Here is a 22,745-nt window from a genome sequence, read left to right as displayed (position 1 = left end):
ACAACCTTATTTATCACCCGCGAGCAGTTCTAGGGTGATGTCATCAAATCTCAGCACTCGGCCACCGTATTCCTTAGCAAAGGCTTCGGCGGCGGCTTTAGTGCTAAAAGGTGCCACAGCTGGCCCCATCACGGCTTTTTTACTGGTGCCGTAAACATAAAATGCGCTAGCGGCATCAATAAAGGCGCCATCGTCAGGTTGATCCCAATCGGTCGTGCCCGCGTCATGCACCATCATGTAATCAATTTGTCTTTTATTTTCAGGCTGTAATGCAAAGTTAAACATATCGCGGCTAGAACAAAACTTAGGTACCGTTTTCTCAGCCTTGAGGTGCACTTGCCCTTTAGGTCCGGGATATTTAGTGATCACCATGCCGCATAAATGACAACGGTCATGCTCGTGGATCATCTCGGCTTTATGAACATAGTCTGTGGCCTCGCTTTTATTACAGCCAAATAGCAAGGGCACTAACAGCAACAATGCATAGTATTTCTTCATCCTATTTATCCTTTTATTAAAAATATCAACGCCTCGCCAGACTCCTTGCAGAGACAGATCTTTACGGCGAGGGTTGATAGAACGGGTTTCATCTTTCATTCATTTTGCTTTGTGCTTTTGCAATCGCATTATCGATTGCTTCACGGTTGATACTGTCCCCATTGTGTTTGAGCAGGAGCTGCCAATGGTCAATGGCCTCTTGGTTACGAGCATGCAAGTAAGCATCTGCCGCGAGTAACATATGGGTTTGAGGCTCAAAGGGAGAAAGTGCTAATGCTTTGGCAATCACCCCTTGGGTTTCAGGTGTCATTTGCCGAAGCTCACGGTAATAAAGCGCGTTAGCTTTTGCCCCTAACACTTCGGCATCATCTCCCCCTATTTCGAGTAATTTATCTAAGGTCAGCACCGCATCTGAGTACAAACCTCCCGCATTGTAAGCCTGAGCTAATGACATAAGTGCCAAGGTGTTTTGCGGCTCACTCTGAGCCCAACGACTGGCTTTGGTGATCTCGGCCGCCACTAAATAATCAATATTTTCATCAATCCGACCTTGATCCCAATCCCTAAAACGGCCTGTTTGACTGTAGATAGCAAGGGTAAGCAGCACTAGGACGATTCCCATCGCAAAGGGCACTTTGCTCGACATGTTTGGCAACTGTGCGATTCCCATTACTAGGTTTAGACGCATGTGCTGCCAGTAAATGTAAGCAACAAACAACAGTAAACTGATGCCAATGCCTAGTCCTAAGCTCACCATTCCAGTCTCCATTTCACTCTCCAAACAACTCGTTTTAGTAGCCTGATTAACCGTGTGCAGGCATCATCTTTTTATTTTTCATCTCTTTCATTTCGCTGGGTTTCTCAATATTTTTCAGTTCAATTTCAAAGATAAGTGCTGACTCTGGAGGGATAATACCTACGGCTTCAGTGCCATAGGCAAGGCTTGCAGGTACCACAAAACGGTATTTAGACCCCACAGGCATCAACTTTAATCCCTCTTCCCAAGCTGGGATTACCGACATTAATGCAAACCGAGTGGGCTCTTTACGCCCAACCGTATTTTCAAACTCAGTCCCATCGATAAGAGTGCCAACATATTCCACTGTGACCACATCTTCTGGATTGGGTTTATGACCTTTACCTTGGGTTAAGACTTCGTATTGAAGACCAGAGGCGGTAACTTTAACGCCAGACTTTTTTTGATTTTCAGCAAGATATGCCGCACTTGCCTTTTTAGTTTCTGCCATTTGTTTTTCAGCAACGACTGTTCTTGCGGCATTGAGTTGTTCTGCTCTTTGGTTCAGATAGGTCAGCACTTCTTCGTCGGTTAATTGCTGTTTATCTTTAAGCGCATCCACAAAACCTTGCACGACTAAGTCGACATTCACCTCTGAGCCCAATTCAACTTGGTTGTAGACTTGACCAGAAATGTAATTACCAATAGAAGCGCCAATGCTGTAAGAGGTTTTATCTGCATCGGTTTTCAGACTTGTGCCGGCAAAACTGGCTACCGAAACAAATAATGCGGCGCAGGTCGCCACTGTGATGCTTTTGGGGATAAAAGAAGTTGGCATACGTGTTTTCATTTTATGTTCTCTACAATGTTAACCCTGTGGGTTTCGCCTTTTGGCCCTGCAAACCAAACCGATAAAACATCGGTCCTGTGTGTTACTAAGGTTTTTCTGTTACTCGACCTGACATACGCCAGCCATAAATACCATCGGCCATATGACGCACACCTGTGTAACCTAGCTTCATGGTTTCTCTCGCCGCCATATTGCTGCTGGTGCAAAGGCGGTTAGCGCAGTAAAACACCATGACTGCATCTTTATTCTTTGGAAGTAACTCTCTCCAATTCTGAACATTGAAAAAAACTGCTCCGGGGATAAAACCTTCTGCCCATATCTCCAGTGTATTTACGTCGAAAAAATAAACGCCTTGTTTGCCGACTAAGGTTTCCGCTTCCATCATCGAAATGGGATTTAATTGGATTTCGTTATAGGGCACTTCAGACATTTCTGAGCCACCACCGGCGATGACTGGCATCGCAGTCACGCCTAAGGCCAACACCATCAATATTCGGCTTACACTTTGACGAAGTATGTTATGCATAATTAGGCTCTCATATTCCCCGACACCCAAAGGTGTCGGGGATAACTAGGACTCAAGTTAAACTATATTTTCTTCGCACTCAGCGCATTACCATCAATAATGGCTTGGGCTTGGGTCACATAGGTCAAGGCGGCATCTAAGCGTTTTTGTGAGTAACGCGCACCATGAACACCCCATGAACCATCGGCTTTAATCAGCTTGAGGACATCTTGAGCTTTATCGGTCAACAACAGCACTTGCGTCTTATCTTCTACCGATAACTTCGCCATATTGGGCGACTTATCGATGCTAATAAGGGCTTTTTCTACTTTGGCATAGGTTTCTTTCACTGGTTTTTGCCACTTCTGAACTTTGCCGTAGATTTGCTGTTGATCTTTAAAGTGCAGACCCTCACCCAACTTAGATTGGAATTGGCTATGGCAACCTTTGTTATCCACTACATCGTGATCAGAAGCGGAAGTACGAGCACAGGTCCACATCAGATCGAGGTAGTTATGGCCATTTTCGTCCTTCGCCACAGTCCAGCCCTTAGTGGATGAGTCGCGAGACTTACCTTCAGGTGGGTTAAGCGTCTTACGCAATGGATCGACATCGATTTTCCACATGTGCGACTTACGAACGTTGTCGAAACCGGCCATATCAGGGAACTGGATCGCGGTGAAGTTTTCACAACTACCCATGTTTGGCATATGACAGCTTTGACAAGTTTGTTTACTGTGGGTCTTGGTATTACTCGCAATTTCAGCCTGTGCTGTATGGCAATCGGTACATTCTTTGATGAGTTTTGGTTTAGTAATACCGGATTTCCAATCACCATCAGTCACTTCGTGTGGATCATGACAGGTAGAACAACGCATACCCTTATCGTAGTGAGATGAGGCAAACATTTGCGAACCTTCTGTACCACAAGATGGGCACGAAGATTTCATCTTCACGTTAAAGGCATATTCCAGTTTTTCTTTACCCTGTGGGGTTTGCGCAAGTTCTTCTACGAAGTTAAAACGCTGGTGACAACGCTCACAGTTAGAAGGCATACCACCACCGATACCGCCGTCTAAATGACCACCTGCGCCATGACACTCTTCACAGGTAATACCGAGTGACACTGTATGTTTTTGGAGCTCTTTAGGATTACCAAGGGCTGCAAAAAACTCATCTTTAGTTTTAAAATCAAACTTAAAGGTGTGGCACATTTCGCAATAGGAACTCGCAGGTTGGAATAAGAATTCCTTCTCGTATTTCGCACCATAGGAGCTCATACCCCATTGGTGTGAACCACTCGCGCCAAAATCTTCCATTTTAGTTGGAAATTCAGGAATAACTTTCTGAATTTTCTTCGCCATTTCAGGGGTTAACCATTCAGCCCAACCACGGGAGAATTGGTTACCACCGGCGACCATAGTGCCAGTACCATCTTTGAGTAAACCGTCTTTCACATGGAAAGTACCGCGTACTAAGTAGCTATCGATAAAGCCGTATTTGGTTCTTGGTGTTCCCACCGTCGCATAAATTGCATCAGGGGTAATGCCGTCTGGCAGGATAGAAGTATCCTTAGTGCCATACATGGTTTTGTTTAAATCGTTATCGACTTCGGGATGACTCCCCGGGAAACGTAAGGTTTTTGAATGGCGTGAACGTTTCCACTTTTCATATTGTGGACCGTGGCACTCACCACATTTTTCAGGACCAACAAACTTATTTGGGAAATCCAAAATCGACTTGGCACCGAGGCGATATTGCAATGCCATAGGGCGATTGCCCTCTTGATGTTGGCTATATTTTTGGCTATCACCACCGTGTAAGTATTCTTCACCACGGTCACTGACCTTATAGGTTCCTTTTAAACGACCTTGCTCAGCATATTTAAATACCGGATGATTTTCAAAAAGAAAATCAAACAACTCTTTTTCCTGAACAATATAATCCTGCAGTGTTCTTACACCACGGGATTCTAGTGTTAGATCGGGATTAGCCATAATTCCCTGAGCTTCCGCACTCATTTGTTTATTACCATAGCCAGGCTTTACCTCGCCCGGTTTAGCATCGGATGCTATTCCGGCCACACTGACGATAGTACCTAAACAAAACAGCACGCTGAGTGCTATTTTGGATTTCCATCGTTTCATCATTCACTCCTAATTATCATTAGTTTTATATTTTCCACTGAACCTAATTGCTCACTGAACGACATAAACAATTGACCAGTTACAGCATGGTGGAGGCAAAAAACCATTAAAAATCAGAGCTAGAGCACACTAAATTCCCGCTGATAAATCAAGATGAATAAAATCAATTAAAACAAATAAAATACAATAACTTATAAAATTAATGTCATTTGTTTTTTAGAAGTTAAAAAGCACATTTCAGTTATAAAAAAAACTAAAAATGCGTTTTACTTTTCAAAAAACATCAAGCGTAAAAAGGAATGATTTAATAACGGATAAGATCACATTATCAAATGCAAAACTCGACTAATCTTAAAATCAACAGTGATTAAACCTCGTGATTAAACTGACTTTTTCCAACAAGGTATTATATGTAAATTTAAAATCACAAGAAAATAACTCAAGTTTATGAGCGAACTTAATAAAAATCAGCATGTGAAAATAACACGGGTAAAATAGCCAACTGTAAACACTATATTACCGAGACCACATTATTCTAAGGCATAATAAATGACAACTATGCTTCCAGAAATTGGACATATATTACTGATCATCAGTAGCGTATTGGCATTATTTTCTGCAGCACTGACCTTAATCGGTGTTAAGCAGAATAATGCCTATCTGGTGGGATTAAGCCCGACACTCTTTAGAGCCATATTTACCTCGGTATTTACTTCACTTCTTTGCTTAATTTATTGCTTTATGACTGATGATTTTTCTGTTGCTTATGTCGCAAACCACTCGAATAGCCAATTAGCCTTGGGTTATAAAGTGGCCGCCGTTTGGGGCAGCCACGAAGGGTCAATGCTGTTTTGGATATTTGCGATTACCCTTTGGGGGGCGATCATCAGTTATCGCATAAAAATGGCGGATTGCACTCAAGATAAGGCCAGCGATAAATACCAAGACGCCCTGTATTTTGCGAGGCTGTTGGCCATTTTGGCATTAGTAATCCTTGGTTTTAACTTATTTTTACTCTTTACCTCTAATCCCTTTGCCCGCTTATTACCTAACATTCCGATTGAAGGGCGAGATCTTAACCCCATTTTGCAAGACATAGGACTCATACTGCATCCGCCCATGCTCTTTCTTGGTTATGTTGGCCTCACAGTTTGCTTTGCCGCAGCGTTAGCATCACTGCTCGGTGGTGGTTTTAATACTCGTCAAATTAACTATTTACGACCTTGGGTATTATTAGCGTGGGTGTTTCTAACGGGCGGCAATGCCTTTGGATCTTGGTGGGCCTATAACGAACTGGGTTGGGGTGGTTGGTGGTTTTGGGATCCGGTAGAAAACGCCTCCTTTATTCCTTGGCTTGTGGCAACAGCATTAGTACATTCCCTCATTCTCACTCAACGTACTCATGGCTTTAAACTCACGACTTTACTGCTGTGCTTATTGGCATTCTCACTCAGTTTACTCGGCAGCTTTTTGGTGCGTTCCGGCATAGTGCAATCGGTACATGCCTTTGCCGCCGATCCGACCCGTGGTATGTCAATCCTCTGCTTATTAGTGATTTTTGTTGGGGCTGCGTTACTCATTTTTGCACTCAAAGCCCACCATTTAAAACAGGATGTGACTTTCGCGCTTTTCAGTAAGGAAACGCTGTTACTGCTCGGGATCGTTATCTTAGTCGTAGCAGCGTTTTCCGTATTACTCGGTACATTTTACCCTTTGATCTATGAGCTGCTCGATTTAGGTACACTTTCAGTGGGGGCCCCTTATTTCAACGCTATATTTGTCCCCCTTACTTTCTTGCTTGTCCTGTTAATGGGCATTGCGCCCTTAGTGCAATGGCAAAATGCCTCAAAAACTCGTATTACTTCCCTGCTCATTACTAGCCTAGTGATATTAGCCGTCGCTGGCTGGGTAAGCTTACAGGCCGCCTCGGGCAGTAGCTTATTTTTACTCCTTGGCACAGCCGCAGCACTTTGGTTGCTAGTGTGTTTATTGCTCACGATATTGGCAGCCTCAGGATTGGGTAGACGAATATATGCCCGTCAATTAACCCAAAACCGCAATGAGCACGGCTTAAATCCTCCCGTTAAATCATCAAAACAAGGGTTTATAGCCATGCTATTCGCCCACTTTGGGGTGGCTATCACTATTATTGGTGCAACATCCGTCTCCTTTTTTGAACAGGAAGCCCTACTGCGAATGGGGCCTGGTCAAGGTAAGCCTTTGGCGAGTTATGTCTTAGTTTATGAAAGCACTGAGAATGTTGAAACGAGTAGCTTTACCGCCATTCAGGCCAATATCAGTATCCGCGATGGTGCGAATGATGAAGTGATCCTCGGTTACGTTAGGCCGCAACGACAAACCTTTAAAAGCAACGGGATGGAAATGTCCCACGCGGGTATCGACCACGGTTTATGGCGGGATATTTATGTGTCCATGGGGCTGCAATTAAGTGATAACGAATACCTTATCCGTATCAGCTATAAACCCCTTGCGAGTTGGATCTGGCTTGGTGCCCTATTTATGATGCTAGGTGGGGCGATTGCCGCTTGGCCTACTCGTCGTTTCAGCTCTCAAGCTGATTTAACAACCTTATTTAGCCTATCCCATCACAAACCAAAGGAGACGCTTGCCTAATGAATCCAATATTGCGCTTTTTAGTCTTACTGCTCCCTATCACCTTATGTGGGATAGGGATCCCATGCTTATCCATGGCGCAGGAACAGTCCATATCTGGCCTTTCCCACCAGCAACAGGCAATGGATATCAGTAAAGTGCTGCGTTGCCCTATGGCGACGAATCAAAGCCTATTTGAATCACAGGCGCCAATCGCCCACGAGCTAAAAGCACAAATATTCTCGATGCTGGAACAGGGGCAAAGCCAAGATGAGATTATCGATTTTATGGTGCAACGCTATGGTCAAAAAATCCGTTATCAACCTGAATTTAAAGCCTCCACCTTCGCACTTTGGTTTGGGCCACTGCTGTTATTAGTGCTTGGTGTTGGGTTGTGTCTCGCATTGGTAACCCGTAGAAAAACACAAACGACTATTTAAAAGTAAAGGATAACCAGATGAAATTACACTATTTTCCCTTTGTTCTACTCGTGTGTTTGGGTCTGTTTTCTAATAGCAGCTCAGCCCATTCACTAGACAATAAACTCTACAGTACGGGAGAGCCCCTCCCTAAGCCCCTTGTGATGACTGGTTTTATAGAAATGCAGCACGCACGCGGCGTACCAGAAGTTCCCTTTATTGATGAATCAGGACAAACCCAAACCCTAAAACAGCACCAAGGAAAATTGGTTTTAGTCAATCTTTGGGCAACCTGGTGCGCCCCCTGTTTAAGGGAAATTCCAGAACTCCAAAAACTTAAGCAGCAGTATCAAGGGAAGAATATCGCCATCATTCCAATCTCTATCGATGAAGAATCTAAAGATGTACGCCCTTTTCTTAACCAACATGGCTTTAGCGGCTATGCCACTTGGCTTGACCCGGAGCAAAACATAGAACAAATCATTCCCGCGAATGTCGTACCCGCCAGTTATATTTTTGATGCTAAAGGTAATCTTGTCGGTTTTGTGCGGGGATATCTCGATTGGGCTGATAAAGACGTTGGCCCTTATCTTGATCAACTGATTGCAAAATACGGCCAATAATCACCAAGTAACACAGACTCACAATATATTTCTCCATTCGGTCATCCGCCAAAATTTACCGAAACCCGCTGCCGCCTATTTGGCTGCGGGTATTTTTATCTCTGCCCCATCTTTGTATTCTGCGACGCATTTCTTTAAAATTGCCGCCAAACTCTTTATTTCAAGGCAAATCAGATGAAACTCACCCGCTTAACTCAACCTATTTATGACCACTTATATCGTGATATCAGTGAGTTTCGTAGCACCTTCAACTTGCCCGTTAATGATGTTGATTCTTTAGATGACAAGGCCGATACCTTACATACTTCACTGATTATTGAGGAGTTAACTGAACTTGCCGAAGCCGATAGCCGTATCGAACAGGCCGATGCCATCGTCGATTCTGTATACGTGTTAATGGGCCGTCTAGTGCACTTAGGCGCACAGGCCATGACGGACAGACTCGAAATCAGTTACCTGATTGACTTGTTGCTTTGCGTGGCTCAAAACCGTGAAATTGACTTTATTCGCTGCTGGGATGAAGTCCACTCGAGCAATATGAGTAAAGTGTGCCGTAACGAGCAAGAACTTGCCGAGACCATTGCCTTCTATGCCAAGCAAGGTGTTGAAATTGTCGGTAGTCAGCAAGGTGATTTAATCATAGCCAAATGCGCTAAAGATGTTGAAATGGCAGGTAAAGTGGTTCGCCAAGGCAAGGTACTAAAATCGGTTTACTATCGCCCAGCGGATCTGACAACACTGGTTAAAGCCTAACCACGGCAAGCCTAGGATAGCACTTAACTAAGTGCGTCCTAGGATGCGTTGAACAAGGCTAAAACGGCAGAACTCAGTCCGATGTATCACTCTTACGATATTCTAAAATATCCCCAGGCTGGCACGACAGGTACTCACAAATACTCGCCAGTGTTTCAAAACGCACGCCTTTCACCTTGCCACGTTTTAGCAGGGATAAATTCGCTTCGGTAATGCCAACCGCTTTGGCAAGCTCCTTAGAACTCACCTTCCGTATCGCCATCATGACGTCTAAATTAACGATAATGTCCAAAATTACACAAACTCTTTGTTTTCTGCCTCAAAATCTCGGGCAGCTTTAAGCAAATAAACAATCAGCAACATCAATAAAATCGTAGTGATATTGCCAAAATCGAGCGCCAAGTCGATACGGGTATCCTCAAAAAGCGACTTGTGATAGTAACCTACGCCTAAGGTTTGCAGTATTTCTATCACTAAGGCGGCAACCTTAAGCCAAACCAACCACAGATAACAATGCATACTTTCGTCGCTAAAAAATAAGCCGTCTTGGTAGTAGGCTAATAATTTTTGCAACCAATAAACACCGAGTAAAAACGTGATAAATAATGGACTTAACATTAACAGCAACAGGGTTTGACTCGCATCAGGCGATACCCATAGCGCTTGGAACAATCCATTATTCGAACCAAAACGTATCTCATCATGGACTAAGTAGCTATAACCCAGATACACCACCACAATCGTAGCGGCCAACAAAATCACCCACCGGAAAAATGCACTGATTTTTATTAACTTTTCTATGTTTTTATTCATCACTCAATCCTAAATTTAATCCAATCCCAGTGCTCTTTAACCTTGGCTAGTATACTCGTTCGGTAAAATATATTGCAAAGAAATATAATTTTATTGTTTTACGATAATTAATATTCGTATTAACATGATGTCACTTCTAACAACTCAAGGTTACAACAATGCGATTATCCTCCTTCACAAGCCAGTTATGCAGTGCTGCTATTGCCGCTATGCTACTCGCAAGCTGTTCAGCCTCAACCACTGAGCAAAAAGCCAACACGAATAGGCTTAACAGCCAGCAAGCCCAAGTGCCACTCATTCCCATCGAAGATTTTTTCAATGAGCAAAATATTCACCATTTAAAAATGTCCGCCGACGGTAAATGGTTAGCCTTCACAAAGGAATACCAAGGTGCGAGCAATATTTATGTAATGGCGGATAAAAGCGATCTTGCAAGTGCGACACTCTTAACGCAGTCCATTGAACCTATTAAAGAATTTGAATGGTCATCCAACAGTAACGAACTCTTTTTTATGAAAGATAAAGGGGGAAATGAAAACACCCAAATTTTTAAACTCAGCTTTGAAACTTCCCAAGGCAAAATAGAGCCAAAAGAGCAGCAACTGACGCACAATGACAAGGTGAAATACAGCGTCATGGAACAGCCCAAGGATAACCCTGAGCAGCTGGTTGTGATGGCGAACCACGATGAATCGAGTCGGATGGATATCTATTGGCTCAACACCCATGATGGCAAGCTAACGCCTATTTTTGAAAACAACTTAAACTTGGTGCAAATGAAGTTTAATAAACAAGGGCATCCCGTTATTGGCAGTAGCACTAATCTAGATAACAGCTATAGCCTCTACGCACTCATTGATGGCACTTGGCGTAAAATAATCCACACAGCTAAGGGTGAAAGCATTGATATCTTAAAAGTAAACGATGCGAAAAAACTCGCCTATATCAGTGCCAACATTGGTGAGCGGGATAAACAACAATTGCTCAAAGTTGATCTTATGACGGGAAAATATGAAACCTTACATAAAGATCCTAAGGATGAAGCGGATGTTTATCAGGTATTGTTTAACGATGCTGGTGAACCTTTAGCCATTTCCTATTACGGCGGTCGCTTAAGAACCTATGCACTTGATACTGAGTTTGCTAAGCACTGGGATGTGATCAATAAGCATTTTAATCAAGATGTTGAAATAACCATTACCGAACGTAACGAGAAAAATAATCTCTGGCAGATCAACGTCGCGAGCGATAGGGCATCGAGCTTAGATTACCAATACAATGCCATTAATGGTGATATCCACTTACTCGCGGATATTCCTCCAAGCATACAACCAGAACTGTTATCACCCAGACAATCCCTAGTCTATACCGCAAGGGATGGTGTAAAAATTCAGGCTTATTTGACATTACCAAAGGGAAACCAGCGCAATTTACCCACCATCATTCTGCCCCATGGCGGCCCTTGGGCTCGGGACTACTGGGCGCTAGACTCGGGTTACTTCCATGCGATTGCTCAGTTCTATGCCAACCGTGGTTATGCCGTGTTACAGCCAAACTTTCGCGCATCGACAGGATTTGGCAAACACTTCCTCAACTTAGGCAATAACAATTGGGGCACTGGCAGTATGCAAGATGACCTGACTGATGGTGCAAATTACTTGGTCGAACAAGGGATTGCGGATAAAAATCGCTTGGGGATCTTTGGCGCATCTTACGGTGGTTATGCGGCTTTATCCGGCGCGACTTTTACCCCAGATCTTTACCAAGCTGTGATCGCCTATGTGGGGCCGTCAAGCTTAGTCACGCTAATGGCGTCTTTCCCCGATTACTGGCGCCCCTATTTAGGTCAATGGTTTGAATCAGTGGGAGACCCGTTAATTCCTGAACAAAAACAAGATATGGAGAACCGCTCCCCAATTAATTTTGTCGATAACATAAAAGCACCGCTGATGCTTATCCAAGGAGCGAATGATCCGCGAGTGACTCAAGTTGAATCAGATAATATTGCGAAAAAGATGTACCAAAAATCGTTACCCGTTGAATACTTACTCGCCAAAGATGAAGGTCATGGATTTATCAAACGTGCCAACAAGCTCGCCGCGATAATTGCGACTGAACGTTTCTTTGGTAAGTACTTAGGCGGAAAAGTGGATAATAATGTCAATCCAGCTTTGCTTGAACATCTTAATAGCTTAAATGTTGATATAGAAAAACTGTAACCATAATAAAGCGTTAGAAGTGCAACACAGATTTTGCCAAGGAAGGCGAAATATCTTAACAGGCTAACGCGGTTAACTGTGGGCAATAGACTAATCTATCAAGTATGACTACACCCCAAGAGATAAAAATGAATCCAGCAAAAGTTGTGCGTGCCGAGGTTAAGCAATTGACTGATTTACCCAATATTGGCAAAGCCTGTGCGGCGGATTTACGTTTGCTCGGCATAGATAAGCCTGAGCAGCTGTTAGATAGAAACCCCTACGAGCTGTATCAAACGCTGTGCGACAAAACGGGCCAGAGACACGACCCCTGTATGCTCGATGTGTTTATCTCCATCACCCGTTTTATGGCAGGTGAAGATCCTAAACCCTGGTGGTTTTACACCGATGAGCGCAAAAATACCTTAGAGAAATGAAGCTTTAGCGACTATCTATCTGCCTGTTTATCCAATGGTATCGTTTCGGGCTCTTCCCTTAACCACTCACGCCAAATGGCCACCAGCAGGGCCATCAATACTGGACCAACAAACAAACCGACAAAACCCATGGTTTTTACGCCGCCGATCAAACCGAAAAAAGTCGGTAAGAAAGGCAATTTAATCGGCCCACCGACAAGATTAGGCCTTAAGGTTTTATCGACAATAAACAACTCTATGCTGCCCCAAAGAAACAAGCCGACCCCCGCCGTCATATCGCCAGTGCCGACAAGGTAGAGTGAAATCAAGGTAAACATGGTTGGCGCGCCGCCGGGAACCAAGGCCATAAAGGCGGTTAACACCCCAAAAGCCACGGCCGAAGGTACTCCCGCAATCCAATAGGCAATCCCCAGCACTATGCCCTCACCAATTGCGATAAGCGTCATACCTATCACGGTAGAACTGACTGTTGCAGGCACCACACGGGAAAAACTATGCCAGCGAGCAGGCAGCACTCGCTCACCCACGATATCCAACTGTTTAGCCACTTGCGGACCATCTTTATAGAGGAAAAACAAAGTGATCAGCATAAAAAGTAAGGTCAATAACAACCCTAAAGTATTCCAACCCAATTGCAGCACCCAACGGGAAATGCCACTCAAATTCTGGCCACTAATGGCACTGATAATTTGGCCTAATTCATGGGGTTCACCAATAAACTGCTGCCATTGCAGGGTTAACCATTCACCCATCCAAGGTAAATCTTTGATCCACAAGGGCACGGGCGAACCGTGTTGGTTCGTAAACACCAACCAATCAACCCAAGTTCTAATCTCTTGTAACGCATAGGAAAATACAAACACAAGCGGAATAATCAGCCCGAGCACAATACAACATAGGGCAATGGTTGCCGCCAACGCCGAGCGACCACCGCATTTTGCCAATAGTTTTTGATAGAGAGGCCAACTTGAAAAACACACAATCAATGCAGCTAAGGCGGGCACTAAAAAATCGATAAAAAAGAATACGCCAGCACACAAGAGCAAAACCAACAAACTACGACCAATAGCGGCATTACTGAAAATCGGCGTCATAGTGCTAAAACCCCCCACAATAAAATTCAACGATAAAATGGAAAACACTCTGCATCACACCAAACAAGGTTAATGCTTAACCAACTCGTTCTACGAATCAGTTTATTGCGCAGTGCTTCCCATGGGCAATGACTTTAACACCGAATATTGAGCTGTGTATCTATTCAATCTTTGAAGACAAAAGGCCTTTGGATATCTATCAAAGGCCTAACATTTGGAATGAGCTTATTGAGCCAAAAGCTGCTCAACTACTTTCTCTGGCTGGCTAAAATCGGTAATACGCTGAATAACTTTACCATCCTTAACCCACAGTAAAGTAGGAATATTGCGGATTTTAAAATGATTAAATAACACACCTAATTCATCGATACTAAAATCGACTTGAGTTTGATAAAGCTGCTTAAAATCTTCGAGCGCTTTATTGTCTGTCCACAAATGATTGACCACACCGTGCCACGCTTTATTAGGCACTTTTTGCGCGAGATTATTTAAACCTTTTTGAACGGCAATACACTCTTTCGACATTTCAGGGCGGCTATCAGCCAAATACCAATCACACCATGTTGCGGTAAAAAAAAGTAAATGCTCACCTTGTTCCCAAGGTTTCAGTAACTTAGCTGTTTGTTCGGCACTGGGTGCCTCCGTTGTCTGCGCAGTCAACTCTTGGCCATTCGCCAACATATCGATAAATTTATCTAAATTGGCATCAGACTCATGGCTAGTGTAAACCACATCACCAGCACGATTGATTAATACACTATAGGGTGTGCCGACCAAACCTAAAGCCACACCCAGCTCGCCTTCATTATCCAACCACACGGGCATAGTGAGCCCGAAACGTGCGATAACATCAGCAATCTTAGGCTGCTCTTCATTAATATTGATGTTCACCGCGATGATATTAATCTTGTCCTGATATTTCTTCTGCAGGACTTCAAAATGCGGCATTTGTTCCATACAAGGTTGGCACCAGGTCGCCCAAAACTTTAGGTATATCGGCTTGTCACCCGCAACACTGGCTAAAGTCACTTGCTGCTGATCTGGATAGGTTTTAAGTGCGATATCTTGATAGGCTTTATTGCCCGCAAACGTAGCAAAACTCATAACGGCAAAGCACATAACAATGATTTTACGTAACAACATATTGTTTTCCTTAAATTTATAGATCACTCGCACCCACAGCTATAGGGCCAGTGATTTGCAGCCATTTGTACAGAAAAACATAATTTAAAAGAAGCGGCAGTCTAACGACAAACCAACCTTTAAACGACGAGTATAAACTAACAAGCCGCTAATTTAGCCATATTAAATGTAAGCCTTGGTGAGCATAACAATGAGTATTAATAACCTATCCAACAATATCTTAGACCATCAAACCTAACGCCAATTGCCTCGTCAGCTCTGCGGCGGGAATAGCCTGACAACCTGTTGCATTTTGGCCGCACCAAAGTGGGCTAAAATCACCAAATCCTTGTTGTTCAGCGGCGCTTCGCAATACTGCGACGGCGCTTGAGGCGAGCGGAAAATCCGGTGCGGTATTATTGATGGGGCCAAGCTCTGCCATAAAACGATTCATAATTCCACGGGCGGGTCGACCAGTGAATAAGTTAGTCAGAGCCGTATGCTGCGCGGCCTCACTTTGCAGGGCGGCACGGTGAATATCACTGGTGGTACATTCGGGACAGAGTAAGTATGCAGTCCCCACTTGCACCGCCGAAGCGCCCATCGCCATAGCAGAGCGCACTGTCTTTGCATCGACTATGCCACCCGCTGCAATAACAGGAATATCAACGGCGGCAATGATTTGCGGCAATAGACTAAAAGTGCCTAACTGCTTGGTTAAATCATCGGATAAAAAATGCCCCCTGTGACCTCCGGCCTCTAAACCCTGCGCAATAATGGCATCCGCACCACGCGCTTCAAGCCATAGGGCTTCTTCTACAGTTGTCGCTGTCGAAATGATTTTTGAACCCCAAGACTTTATCTCCAGCAACAAATCTTCATTCGGTAAGCCAAAATGAAAACTCACCACCTCAGGTTTAAATTTAGCTAACACTGCAGCCTGGGTGCTGGTATATGGCGCGCGTTGTGCCCCCACGGTTTGGCTATCAGGATTGACACCCAACTCAGAAAAATAAGGCGCGAGTTGATTAAGCCATGCGGCTTGTTTCGCTGCTTGCGGTTCAGGTTCGTGATAACAAAAGAAGTTTACATTGATGGGCTTAGTCGTCTGGGTGCGAATATGTGTCAAGGCGGTATCTAAGGCTTCGAGGGATAACATGGCGCAGGGCAAAGATCCCAACGCCCCCACTTGCGACACAGCTATCGCTAAGGCACTGCCCTGAACACCCGCCATCGGCGCTTGAATAATTGGTAATTCGATTCCAAATAATCGGGTTAACTGGCACGGCATACATCACCTCCTTTGACTTGTTATCACTTGATGCTCAATCCTGATATGGCCCTGCGGCTAAACGCTGGGAGATCCACCACAGATTGCCCACGGGATCCCGCACTCCACCTTGGCGATCGCCATAGGGCATATTCGCCACTTCCATCACTAACTCACCCGCAGCGGCGAGTGCCTGAGCCACCGTTTTATCGGCATTTTCCACATATAAATAATAGGATGCGGGCATAGGCGTAAAAGCTTCACTCGCCTCACTCAACATAAATAAACAGTCGCCGATTTGCATCTGTGCATTAGCTATTTTGCCATCAGCCCGACGGGAAATATGTAGCGCTTTAGCATCAAAGGCTTGCTGTAAAAAAACCACTAAACTATCGGCATCAGCGATCATCATATACGGACTAACCCGTGCAAATCCTGACGGAATAAACATAACGATTCCTTGTTACCTAAGCATGAAATTGATCCTAAAAAACCACTATAAGCCAATGACTATAGACTAAGCACTATGGCAAAAACCAGCTGTGGCAATTAAGCCTTAAGCGTGAAATGTAAACTTAAGCATTCAGTGAACAAGTCAAAGCGTAAAGCCTGCTAATGTAATACGCCCCTACAATTTCAACCACTCTGCAGCCCATCATAAAAGTGCCATAACACTTCATGGCACTGGTTATTAAGAATAAATCAGCTTTATTTAGCATCGACTTAGCAACTATGGATCATTCATCTATGCTTAATCTATTGTTAACTTAACATGATGATCCTATGCACTTTACTGCATTCTTCGCTTACTCCCTCAGGATTTGCCTCACCTTAATCCTCTATATTTTCGCCTTTGCAGTGCAGGCAACTTGGTATCCCGCCGATGTGATTGCTGATGGCAAAAAAACGGCATACACACCACTTACTCAAGCCAATAAACCATGGCGGATCTGTGCCTTACTTCCCCATGGTAAAGACCAATATTGGTGGGGCGTCGCCTTTGGGTTATCGCAGGAATCCGAACGCCAAGGTGTAACTCTCGGCATTTATGATGCTGGAGGATATGACAATATTGAGCAACAAAAACAACAACTCTATGATTGCCAAGCCCTCAAAGCTCAAGCCTATATTATTGCTGCGAATACGGCTGATGGACTGATTGCGGATATCGAACAACTCTCTGCTGCGGGCATTCCTGTTATTGATTTAGTGAATGGTATCGCGACCGACAAACTCACGAGTCGCTCCTTAGTCAGCTTTGAAGATATGTCTGCGGCAGCGATTGAGTATATTGCATCGCAGCAACGAGACCCTGTCGATAAAGCGCCTGCGAAACTTAAAGTTGCTTGGTTTCCAGGGCCTAAGGACGCTTCTTGGGTTATGGCGGCGGAACAAGGATTTAGGCGGGCGGCAACCAAACAAGAGTTCGACACAATTGAAGGAGGGTTTGGCACTACGGAGTTATTTATTCAAGCTGATTTAGTGCGAAAAGTGCTTACTAAACAAAGTGTAGATTATGTGATCGCCAATGCAGTTGCCGCCACTTTCGCGGCGCGCTATTTAGACGGACGTAGGAATAAAACGGGAAAAATCATCGCATTCTACTCGAATGCACAGACCATAGAATTAGTGCAGAAAAAACAGTTACTCGCGACGGTCAGCGACTCGCCAGTATTGCAGGCTCGAATTGCCATCGATCTCGCAATACGCGCACTCGAAGGTGCGCCTTATCCCCACAGAGTGAGCCCAGTTATCAAGGTCATCTCCCAAGACAACATCCACCAGATTGATTTAGAACAAATATTAGCGCCACAGAATCAGTGGATGATCCATCAGGATCTTCCTCAGCCAAAATGATGTTCACTAAACTAAATAATCGGCGCCCAGCCCAACAAATAATGCGAGTCCTGCCCAATTGTTATTGAGAAACGCTTTAAAACAAGGGGCTCGTTCGCGATCAAAGATCAGCATTTGCTGGTAAGTACTAAAACCGACAAAAGTCAGTAAACCTAGGCCATAGAGTAAACCACGATCGGCGCTCCAACCGGCGGCGATAAAACAAGCCAGCGCAGCAAGCTGAAATAAACCTATGATTTGGCGGTCATATTTACCGAACAAAATTGCAGTAGATTTAATGCCCACCTTTAAATCATCATCCCTATCGACCATGGCATACATGGTATCGTAGGCGACAGTCCAAAACCAATTGGCCGCAAATAACCACCAAGCCTCGATGGGTACTTCACCCGTCTGCGCGGCGTAAGCCATAGGGATAGACCAACTCCACACCACGCCTAGAAACATCTGCGGCATATTGGTGATGCGTTTAGTGAAGGGATAAATGATAGTGAGGATAATACCAACAACGGATAATTTAACCACTAATCCATTGAGTAATAAGACCAAACCAAAAGCAGATAAACCTAAAATGACGAACAGTATCAAGGCTTCTTTAGTGCTGATTTCGCCACTGGCCAGCGGCCGAGATTTAGTGCGTTCCACAAAAGAGTCGAGATCGCGATCGGCATAGTCGTTAATAATGCAGCCACAGGCACGCATGATTACCACGCCAATAATAAAGATGATCAATACCTTAAGATCGGGCATACCACCCGCCGCTAACATCAGCGCCATCAAGCATGGCCACATCAGCAATAGCGTACCTATGGGACGGTCGATTCGAGTAAGACGGGAATACACATCCCACTTCTGCTTTAAATTCATTAACTAGGTACTCCCAATACCCTCAAGTTTCCACTCGGTTTCAGGATTAGCATCATATACCCATGCTTCTCCCGATGCGAATTTACGCCCTGAAAGCGTGTCATAAAAAGCTGACATTCATCGCGTTCAGGGCTGGTATTAAAGCGCCTCTAACCGAGCGTAAGCCACCACTAACCACTTGCTGCCAAAGTCAGTAAAGCTCACTTGTACTCGCCCTTGGGCACCGCTGCCCTCAAAGTTGGTCACTTTACCTTCACCAAATTTAGGGTGATTGACTCGTTGGCCGACGTTAAAGCCTGTATCGTTTGTCGCAGCCGATTTTGGGGCGCTAAAACGATTATTCGCCATCGGCGTTGAAACCTGCGCCTTAAGACGGATTTCATCCACATATTGCGGCGGGATCTCTTTGATAAAACGCGACGGCCGAGCGTAATCTTCGCGGCCATAAATGCGCCGCGATTCCGCATAGGTTATGTAGAGTTTTTCCATGGCACGGGTCATGCCCACATAGCAGAGACGGCGTTCTTCATCGAGTCTATCGCCCTCTTCGAGCGCCATTTTACTCGGGAAGATCCCTTCTTCGACACCCGCCATGAACACCATAGTGAACTCTAGCCCTTTGGCAGAATGCAGCGTCATTAGCTGCACCGCATCGGTAAAGGCATCGGCTTGGCCTTCGCCCGCTTCGAGCGCCGCGTGGGATAGGAAACCGTTAAGTTCGCCCATGTCCTCCAGCTCTTCTGGCAGCTCAAAAGTACGCGCCGCCGTGACGAGTTCTTCTAAGTTTTCGATTCTAGCGTGGGCTTTTTCGCCCTTTTCGGCTTCATACATGGCCTTAAGACCCGACGCTTGGATCACAGTATCGGCCATGCGATACAGCACCATATCTTGGGTGTCTTCACGCATCGTCATGATTAAGTCCATGAAACCACGCACAGAATTTGCTGCGCGACCCGCAAGCACTTTCTCATCGAGTAAACGCACACTCGCCTGCCACAGGGTTAACTCATGCTGGCGCGCCGTGGAGCGCAAAATATCTAAAGTGCGATCGCCAATGCCACGGGGCGGCGTATTCACCACGCGCTCAAACGCCGCATCGTCGTCTTTGTTATTGATCAGCCGCAGGTAACCCATGGCATCTTTAATTTCTTGGCGTTCGAAGAAGCGTAAACCGCCGTAGATACGATAGGCTAAACCTTTGTGTAATAAGGCTTCTTCCAATACCCGCGATTGAGCGTTAGAACGATATAAAATCGCACAATCACTGAGGTTGCCGCCCTTTTCGTGCCAATCATTAATTCGACCGACGATAAAGCGCGCCTCGTCCATTTCATTAAAGGCGCAATAGAGCGAAATCGGATCGCCATCGGCTTCATCCGTCCACAACTCTTTGCCCATACGTTCTGGGTTATTGGCGATTAAGGCGTTGGACGCTTTAAGAATATTGCCCTTAGAGCGATAGTTTTGTTCGAGGCGAATCGTGGTCGCCGTCGGAAAATCTTTTAAGAATCTATGTAGGTTTTCAACCTGAGCACCACGCCAACCGTAAATCGATTGGTCGTCATCACCGACTATCATCACATTGGCAGTTTGACCAGCAAGCACACGGATCCACGCATATTGGATCGCGTTGGTATCTTGGAACTCGTCCACCAAAATATGCTTAAATCTGTCTTGATAATGGGCCAACAAGTGCGGTTTATTGAGCCATAACTCATGGGCACGTAATAGGATTTCGGCAAAATCGACTAAACCCGCGCGGTCACAGGACGCTTGGTAAACCTGATAGATTTTTAACAGATTTTGCTCAAGCGGAAAACCGCCCGCATCGATATGTTTAGGACGTAATCCTTGGTCTTTTTTACCATTGATATAACCCTGAGCTTGGCGTGGAGGATATTGTTTCTCATCCAAATTCAGGCTTTTAAGAATACGTTTGATCAAACGTACTTGATCGTCTGAATCGAGGATTTGGAAGCTTTGCGGTAAACCCGCATCTTGGAAGTGAGTGCGTAACAAGCGATGCGCCAAGCCGTGGAAAGTCCCAATCCACATGCGGCCCATATTGGTGCCAGCGACTTTTTCAACTCGCTCGCGCATCTCAGCCGCAGCTTTATTGGTAAACGTCACCGCAAGAATCGAGTAAGGACTCTGCTGTTCAACCTGCATCAGCCACGCAATGCGGTGGGTCAACACCCGAGTTTTACCACTGCCCGCGCCCGCCAACACTAACATGCTAGATTGCGGTGCCGCGACAGCCTCGCGCTGCTTATCATTCAGGCCGTCTAGTAAAGAAGATACGTCCATTCTCGCCTCCAAAAAATCGAGGAGGCATTATAACAGAAGAAAACCCGCCTGCGCGTTTGATCCACTAGACAAGGGCCACAAGACGAATGACATGATGCCGCACCTTGATTTGCACTGATGTCGAACTACATTGATTAAGCACTGTCATTCACGCAATGCTTGTGGGCGGGAATCCAGCTTTTAAGTAACAACTATCCGTTAGATCTTTGTTTAGGGTAGGTATTAAACAAGAGCAAGGCTGTATTAATTACTCATAGAGAGGGTGTTCATCATTCTGTTTCAACGATTACGCACTGTCATTCCAGTGACACGCCATTAACTCATCCCTGAGGGCTCGACGACGACATCCATGCCGTCAACGGTCACTTCCATGACAGTGCTTAATCCTATTAACCTTTGAGTATCTCTGTCAGCCAAAGATAAAAGGCGAAAAAGCAACTACCCCTTATCTTTGTTCCCGCTTGTATAACTAAATCATAGCGGATTGCAATAACAAGACTGGGGCGGCAATCTCAACAGACATATCTATTGAAGCTTGGATTCCAAAAGTAACCAATATAGTTGCTATTATGGAAAACATGCCTATCCAATCTTTAATTTGTAAACATTAAGCGTCTTGATTAAGGCTAATTGAGTTTTTTGACATTGTTTTTATTACCTCTAAGTCCTTTTCGGTCATTTCATGAAAAAAATCACTTTTTTTATCCATTTCAGAACAGCTTATTGTTGTTGTGGCCGGATTTTCAAAGTCGCCAGTTATCTGAGTTGATAAAGATAGTGTTCCTGTACAAGCAGAAACAATTGAGCTTATATGTTGCTGCAGTAATTTTGCTTGCTCGGCTTTCTTGTTTGCAAGTTCTTCACTGCAACCAGTAATAGCAATTGTCAGAGGGATGGCTGTTAACAGAATGAACATACGCGGTTTCATAATATTCCTTGTACTGCGACTTTGACTTTAATGCCTAAGGGGAGTTTTCCCCGTACTTATAGTTAAACCCAAACAAAGATACGAGTAGGTTTAAACTTTTAGGGCAAAATTAATATATGACAGTAAGTTATCACTGCTATTGCATCACGTTCAATACATTGTTACACCAAGAAAGCGAGAAGATGTTTACCGTTTCTATCTTTGGCTCACTAAATTTTGGCGGTATAAAATCAAATCATTATTTACCGACTATGAAGCATGGTGAAACAGGAGATCCACAACTCTTTATTGCTGTTAATGGTAATCAGATAACTCAACAATCAAAGGAATACGCCATACCCTCGGAGTTGCCGCAGGGCGAAATGACAAATTGCGTAAGTCTCGCCATGGATGGCGAGCTAGCTTTCGCAGGTGCAGGGACGCATCCTTCGGAAGCGATAGCAAATTTGTCAATGAGCACAAGGGGCTTTCAACTCCGTTGGGGGCGTCATGGAGCATCCAAGGAGGATAGGACGAGCAGTCCTCCTTGGTCGGGTGTGGGGTGAAACCCCACGACTTTGACTTTTATTAAAAAAATCAAACAAAGTCTAGGTAAAACTCCATTAGCAAACATCCAACGCAGAATGGCGAATTTCAACTTATGGATCAGTCTAAGTGAATCAGATTCACCCATTACCAAGCTGCATCTTCAATTGAGCGTGTCACTGG

At 44.7% G+C, this 22,745-nt stretch carries 22 protein-coding genes; 8 read left to right on the top strand and 14 right to left on the bottom strand.

Going from position 1 to position 22,745, the window contains the following annotated elements; translation table 11 throughout:
- Positions 1-6: 6 nt before the first annotated feature.
- The 5 genes from HUB64_RS01785 to sirA form a co-directional block, all read right to left on the bottom strand.
- Positions 7-498 carry a nitrous oxide reductase accessory protein NosL gene (locus HUB64_RS01785; RefSeq protein ID WP_173496239.1) on the bottom strand — a complete coding sequence of 164 codons (492 nt, stop codon included), beginning with the start codon at positions 496-498 and terminating at the stop codon, positions 7-9.
- A gap of 88 nt (positions 499-586) precedes the next feature.
- Positions 587-1,267, bottom strand: coding sequence for a tetratricopeptide repeat protein (locus tag HUB64_RS01780; protein WP_254451390.1), 681 nt, complete (start codon positions 1,265-1,267; stop codon positions 587-589).
- Between the two features lie 34 nt (positions 1,268-1,301).
- The gene (locus HUB64_RS01775) at positions 1,302-2,084 is read right to left on the bottom strand and encodes an FKBP-type peptidyl-prolyl cis-trans isomerase (RefSeq protein ID WP_105250349.1); all 783 of its coding nucleotides are present in this window, start codon (positions 2,082-2,084) and stop codon (positions 1,302-1,304) included.
- Positions 2,085-2,169: 85 nt separating this feature from the next.
- The gene (locus HUB64_RS01770) at positions 2,170-2,610 is read right to left on the bottom strand and encodes a rhodanese-like domain-containing protein (protein WP_173496238.1); all 441 of its coding nucleotides are present in this window, start codon (positions 2,608-2,610) and stop codon (positions 2,170-2,172) included.
- Positions 2,611-2,672: 62 nt separating this feature from the next.
- Entirely contained in the window at positions 2,673-4,736 is a 2,064-nt protein-coding gene (gene sirA / locus HUB64_RS01765) for a dissimilatory sulfite reductase SirA (RefSeq protein WP_113939219.1), read from the bottom strand.
- 549 nt (positions 4,737-5,285) lie between these two features.
- Here sirA and HUB64_RS01760 point away from each other — a divergent pair.
- The 4 genes from HUB64_RS01760 (at position 5,286) to HUB64_RS01745 (ending at position 9,144) form a co-directional block, all read left to right on the top strand.
- Positions 5,286-7,370, top strand: coding sequence for a heme lyase CcmF/NrfE family subunit (locus HUB64_RS01760; RefSeq protein ID WP_173496237.1), 2,085 nt, complete (start codon positions 5,286-5,288; stop codon positions 7,368-7,370).
- Entirely contained in the window at positions 7,370-7,789 is a 420-nt protein-coding gene (locus HUB64_RS01755; RefSeq protein ID WP_173496236.1) for a cytochrome c-type biogenesis protein, read from the top strand. The genes HUB64_RS01760 and HUB64_RS01755 overlap by 1 nt, the downstream gene beginning before the upstream one ends.
- Before the next feature lie 17 nt (positions 7,790-7,806).
- Positions 7,807-8,391 carry a TlpA disulfide reductase family protein gene (locus tag HUB64_RS01750; protein WP_105250354.1) on the top strand — a complete coding sequence of 195 codons (585 nt, stop codon included), beginning with the start codon at positions 7,807-7,809 and terminating at the stop codon, positions 8,389-8,391.
- Positions 8,392-8,565: 174 nt separating this feature from the next.
- On the top strand, positions 8,566-9,144 hold the full coding sequence (locus HUB64_RS01745; RefSeq protein ID WP_173496235.1) for a nucleoside triphosphate pyrophosphohydrolase family protein: 579 nt from the start codon (positions 8,566-8,568) through the stop codon (positions 9,142-9,144).
- Between the two features lie 73 nt (positions 9,145-9,217).
- Here the strand turns inward: HUB64_RS01745 and HUB64_RS01740 are convergent, their stop codons facing one another.
- Both HUB64_RS01740 and HUB64_RS01735 read right to left on the bottom strand, forming a co-directional pair.
- Positions 9,218-9,436, bottom strand: a complete 219-nt coding sequence (locus tag HUB64_RS01740) for a helix-turn-helix transcriptional regulator (protein WP_063883682.1) — start codon at positions 9,434-9,436, stop codon at positions 9,218-9,220.
- Between the two features lie 2 nt (positions 9,437-9,438).
- Entirely contained in the window at positions 9,439-9,957 is a 519-nt protein-coding gene (locus HUB64_RS01735; RefSeq protein WP_063883683.1) for a DUF2975 domain-containing protein, read from the bottom strand.
- 158 nt (positions 9,958-10,115) lie between these two features.
- Between HUB64_RS01735 and HUB64_RS01730 the strand changes: the two genes are divergently transcribed.
- Positions 10,116-12,176 (top strand): prolyl oligopeptidase family serine peptidase, encoded by a 2,061-nt coding sequence (locus HUB64_RS01730; protein WP_173496234.1) that lies wholly within the window; start codon positions 10,116-10,118, stop codon positions 12,174-12,176.
- Positions 12,177-12,304: 128 nt separating this feature from the next.
- Positions 12,305-12,592: a helix-hairpin-helix domain-containing protein gene (locus HUB64_RS01725; RefSeq protein WP_168827746.1), complete on the top strand. Its 288-nt coding sequence runs from the start codon at positions 12,305-12,307 to the stop codon at positions 12,590-12,592.
- A gap of 11 nt (positions 12,593-12,603) precedes the next feature.
- On the opposite strand, the gene HUB64_RS01720 is transcribed toward HUB64_RS01725, so the two are convergent.
- From HUB64_RS01720 to HUB64_RS01705, 4 genes are all read right to left on the bottom strand, one after another.
- Positions 12,604-13,686, bottom strand: coding sequence for an AI-2E family transporter (locus HUB64_RS01720; protein ID WP_113939224.1), 1,083 nt, complete (start codon positions 13,684-13,686; stop codon positions 12,604-12,606).
- A gap of 225 nt (positions 13,687-13,911) precedes the next feature.
- Entirely contained in the window at positions 13,912-14,829 is a 918-nt protein-coding gene (locus HUB64_RS01715; RefSeq protein ID WP_173496233.1) for a redoxin family protein, read from the bottom strand.
- 220 nt (positions 14,830-15,049) lie between these two features.
- Positions 15,050-16,099, bottom strand: coding sequence for a nitronate monooxygenase family protein (locus tag HUB64_RS01710; RefSeq protein ID WP_131524225.1), 1,050 nt, complete (start codon positions 16,097-16,099; stop codon positions 15,050-15,052).
- Between the two features lie 34 nt (positions 16,100-16,133).
- Positions 16,134-16,529, bottom strand: coding sequence for a VOC family protein (locus tag HUB64_RS01705; protein WP_131524224.1), 396 nt, complete (start codon positions 16,527-16,529; stop codon positions 16,134-16,136).
- Positions 16,530-16,861: 332 nt separating this feature from the next.
- Between HUB64_RS01705 and torT the strand changes: the two genes are divergently transcribed.
- Positions 16,862-17,935 carry a TMAO reductase system periplasmic protein TorT gene (gene torT / locus HUB64_RS01700; RefSeq protein ID WP_131524223.1) on the top strand — a complete coding sequence of 358 codons (1,074 nt, stop codon included), beginning with the start codon at positions 16,862-16,864 and terminating at the stop codon, positions 17,933-17,935.
- A 6-nt stretch (positions 17,936-17,941) separates the two neighbouring features.
- Here torT and ubiA read toward each other — a convergent pair whose 3' ends face one another.
- The 3 genes from ubiA to HUB64_RS01685 all read right to left on the bottom strand — a co-directional run bounded on the left by ubiA (position 17,942) and on the right by HUB64_RS01685 (position 22,037).
- Positions 17,942-18,802: a 4-hydroxybenzoate octaprenyltransferase gene (gene ubiA, locus HUB64_RS01695; protein WP_105250362.1), complete on the bottom strand. Its 861-nt coding sequence runs from the start codon at positions 18,800-18,802 to the stop codon at positions 17,942-17,944.
- A gap of 138 nt (positions 18,803-18,940) precedes the next feature.
- On the bottom strand, positions 18,941-21,109 hold the full coding sequence (uvrD, locus tag HUB64_RS01690; RefSeq protein ID WP_173496232.1) for a DNA helicase II: 2,169 nt from the start codon (positions 21,107-21,109) through the stop codon (positions 18,941-18,943).
- Positions 21,110-21,716: 607 nt separating this feature from the next.
- The gene (locus HUB64_RS01685; protein ID WP_254451389.1) at positions 21,717-22,037 is read right to left on the bottom strand and encodes a hypothetical protein; all 321 of its coding nucleotides are present in this window, start codon (positions 22,035-22,037) and stop codon (positions 21,717-21,719) included.
- A 182-nt stretch (positions 22,038-22,219) separates the two neighbouring features.
- Between HUB64_RS01685 and HUB64_RS01680 the strand changes: the two genes are divergently transcribed.
- Complete coding sequence (locus HUB64_RS01680; protein ID WP_173496231.1) at positions 22,220-22,582, top strand: hypothetical protein; 363 nt, start codon at positions 22,220-22,222, stop codon at positions 22,580-22,582.
- Positions 22,583-22,745 lie beyond the last annotated feature (163 nt).

The organism is Shewanella sp. ISTPL2 (assembly GCF_013283205.1).
GTDB lineage: Bacteria > Pseudomonadota > Gammaproteobacteria > Enterobacterales > Shewanellaceae > Shewanella > Shewanella oncorhynchi.
The sequence above is the reverse complement of the archived record's forward strand: the minus strand, read 5'-3'. Positions and strand labels throughout refer to the sequence as shown.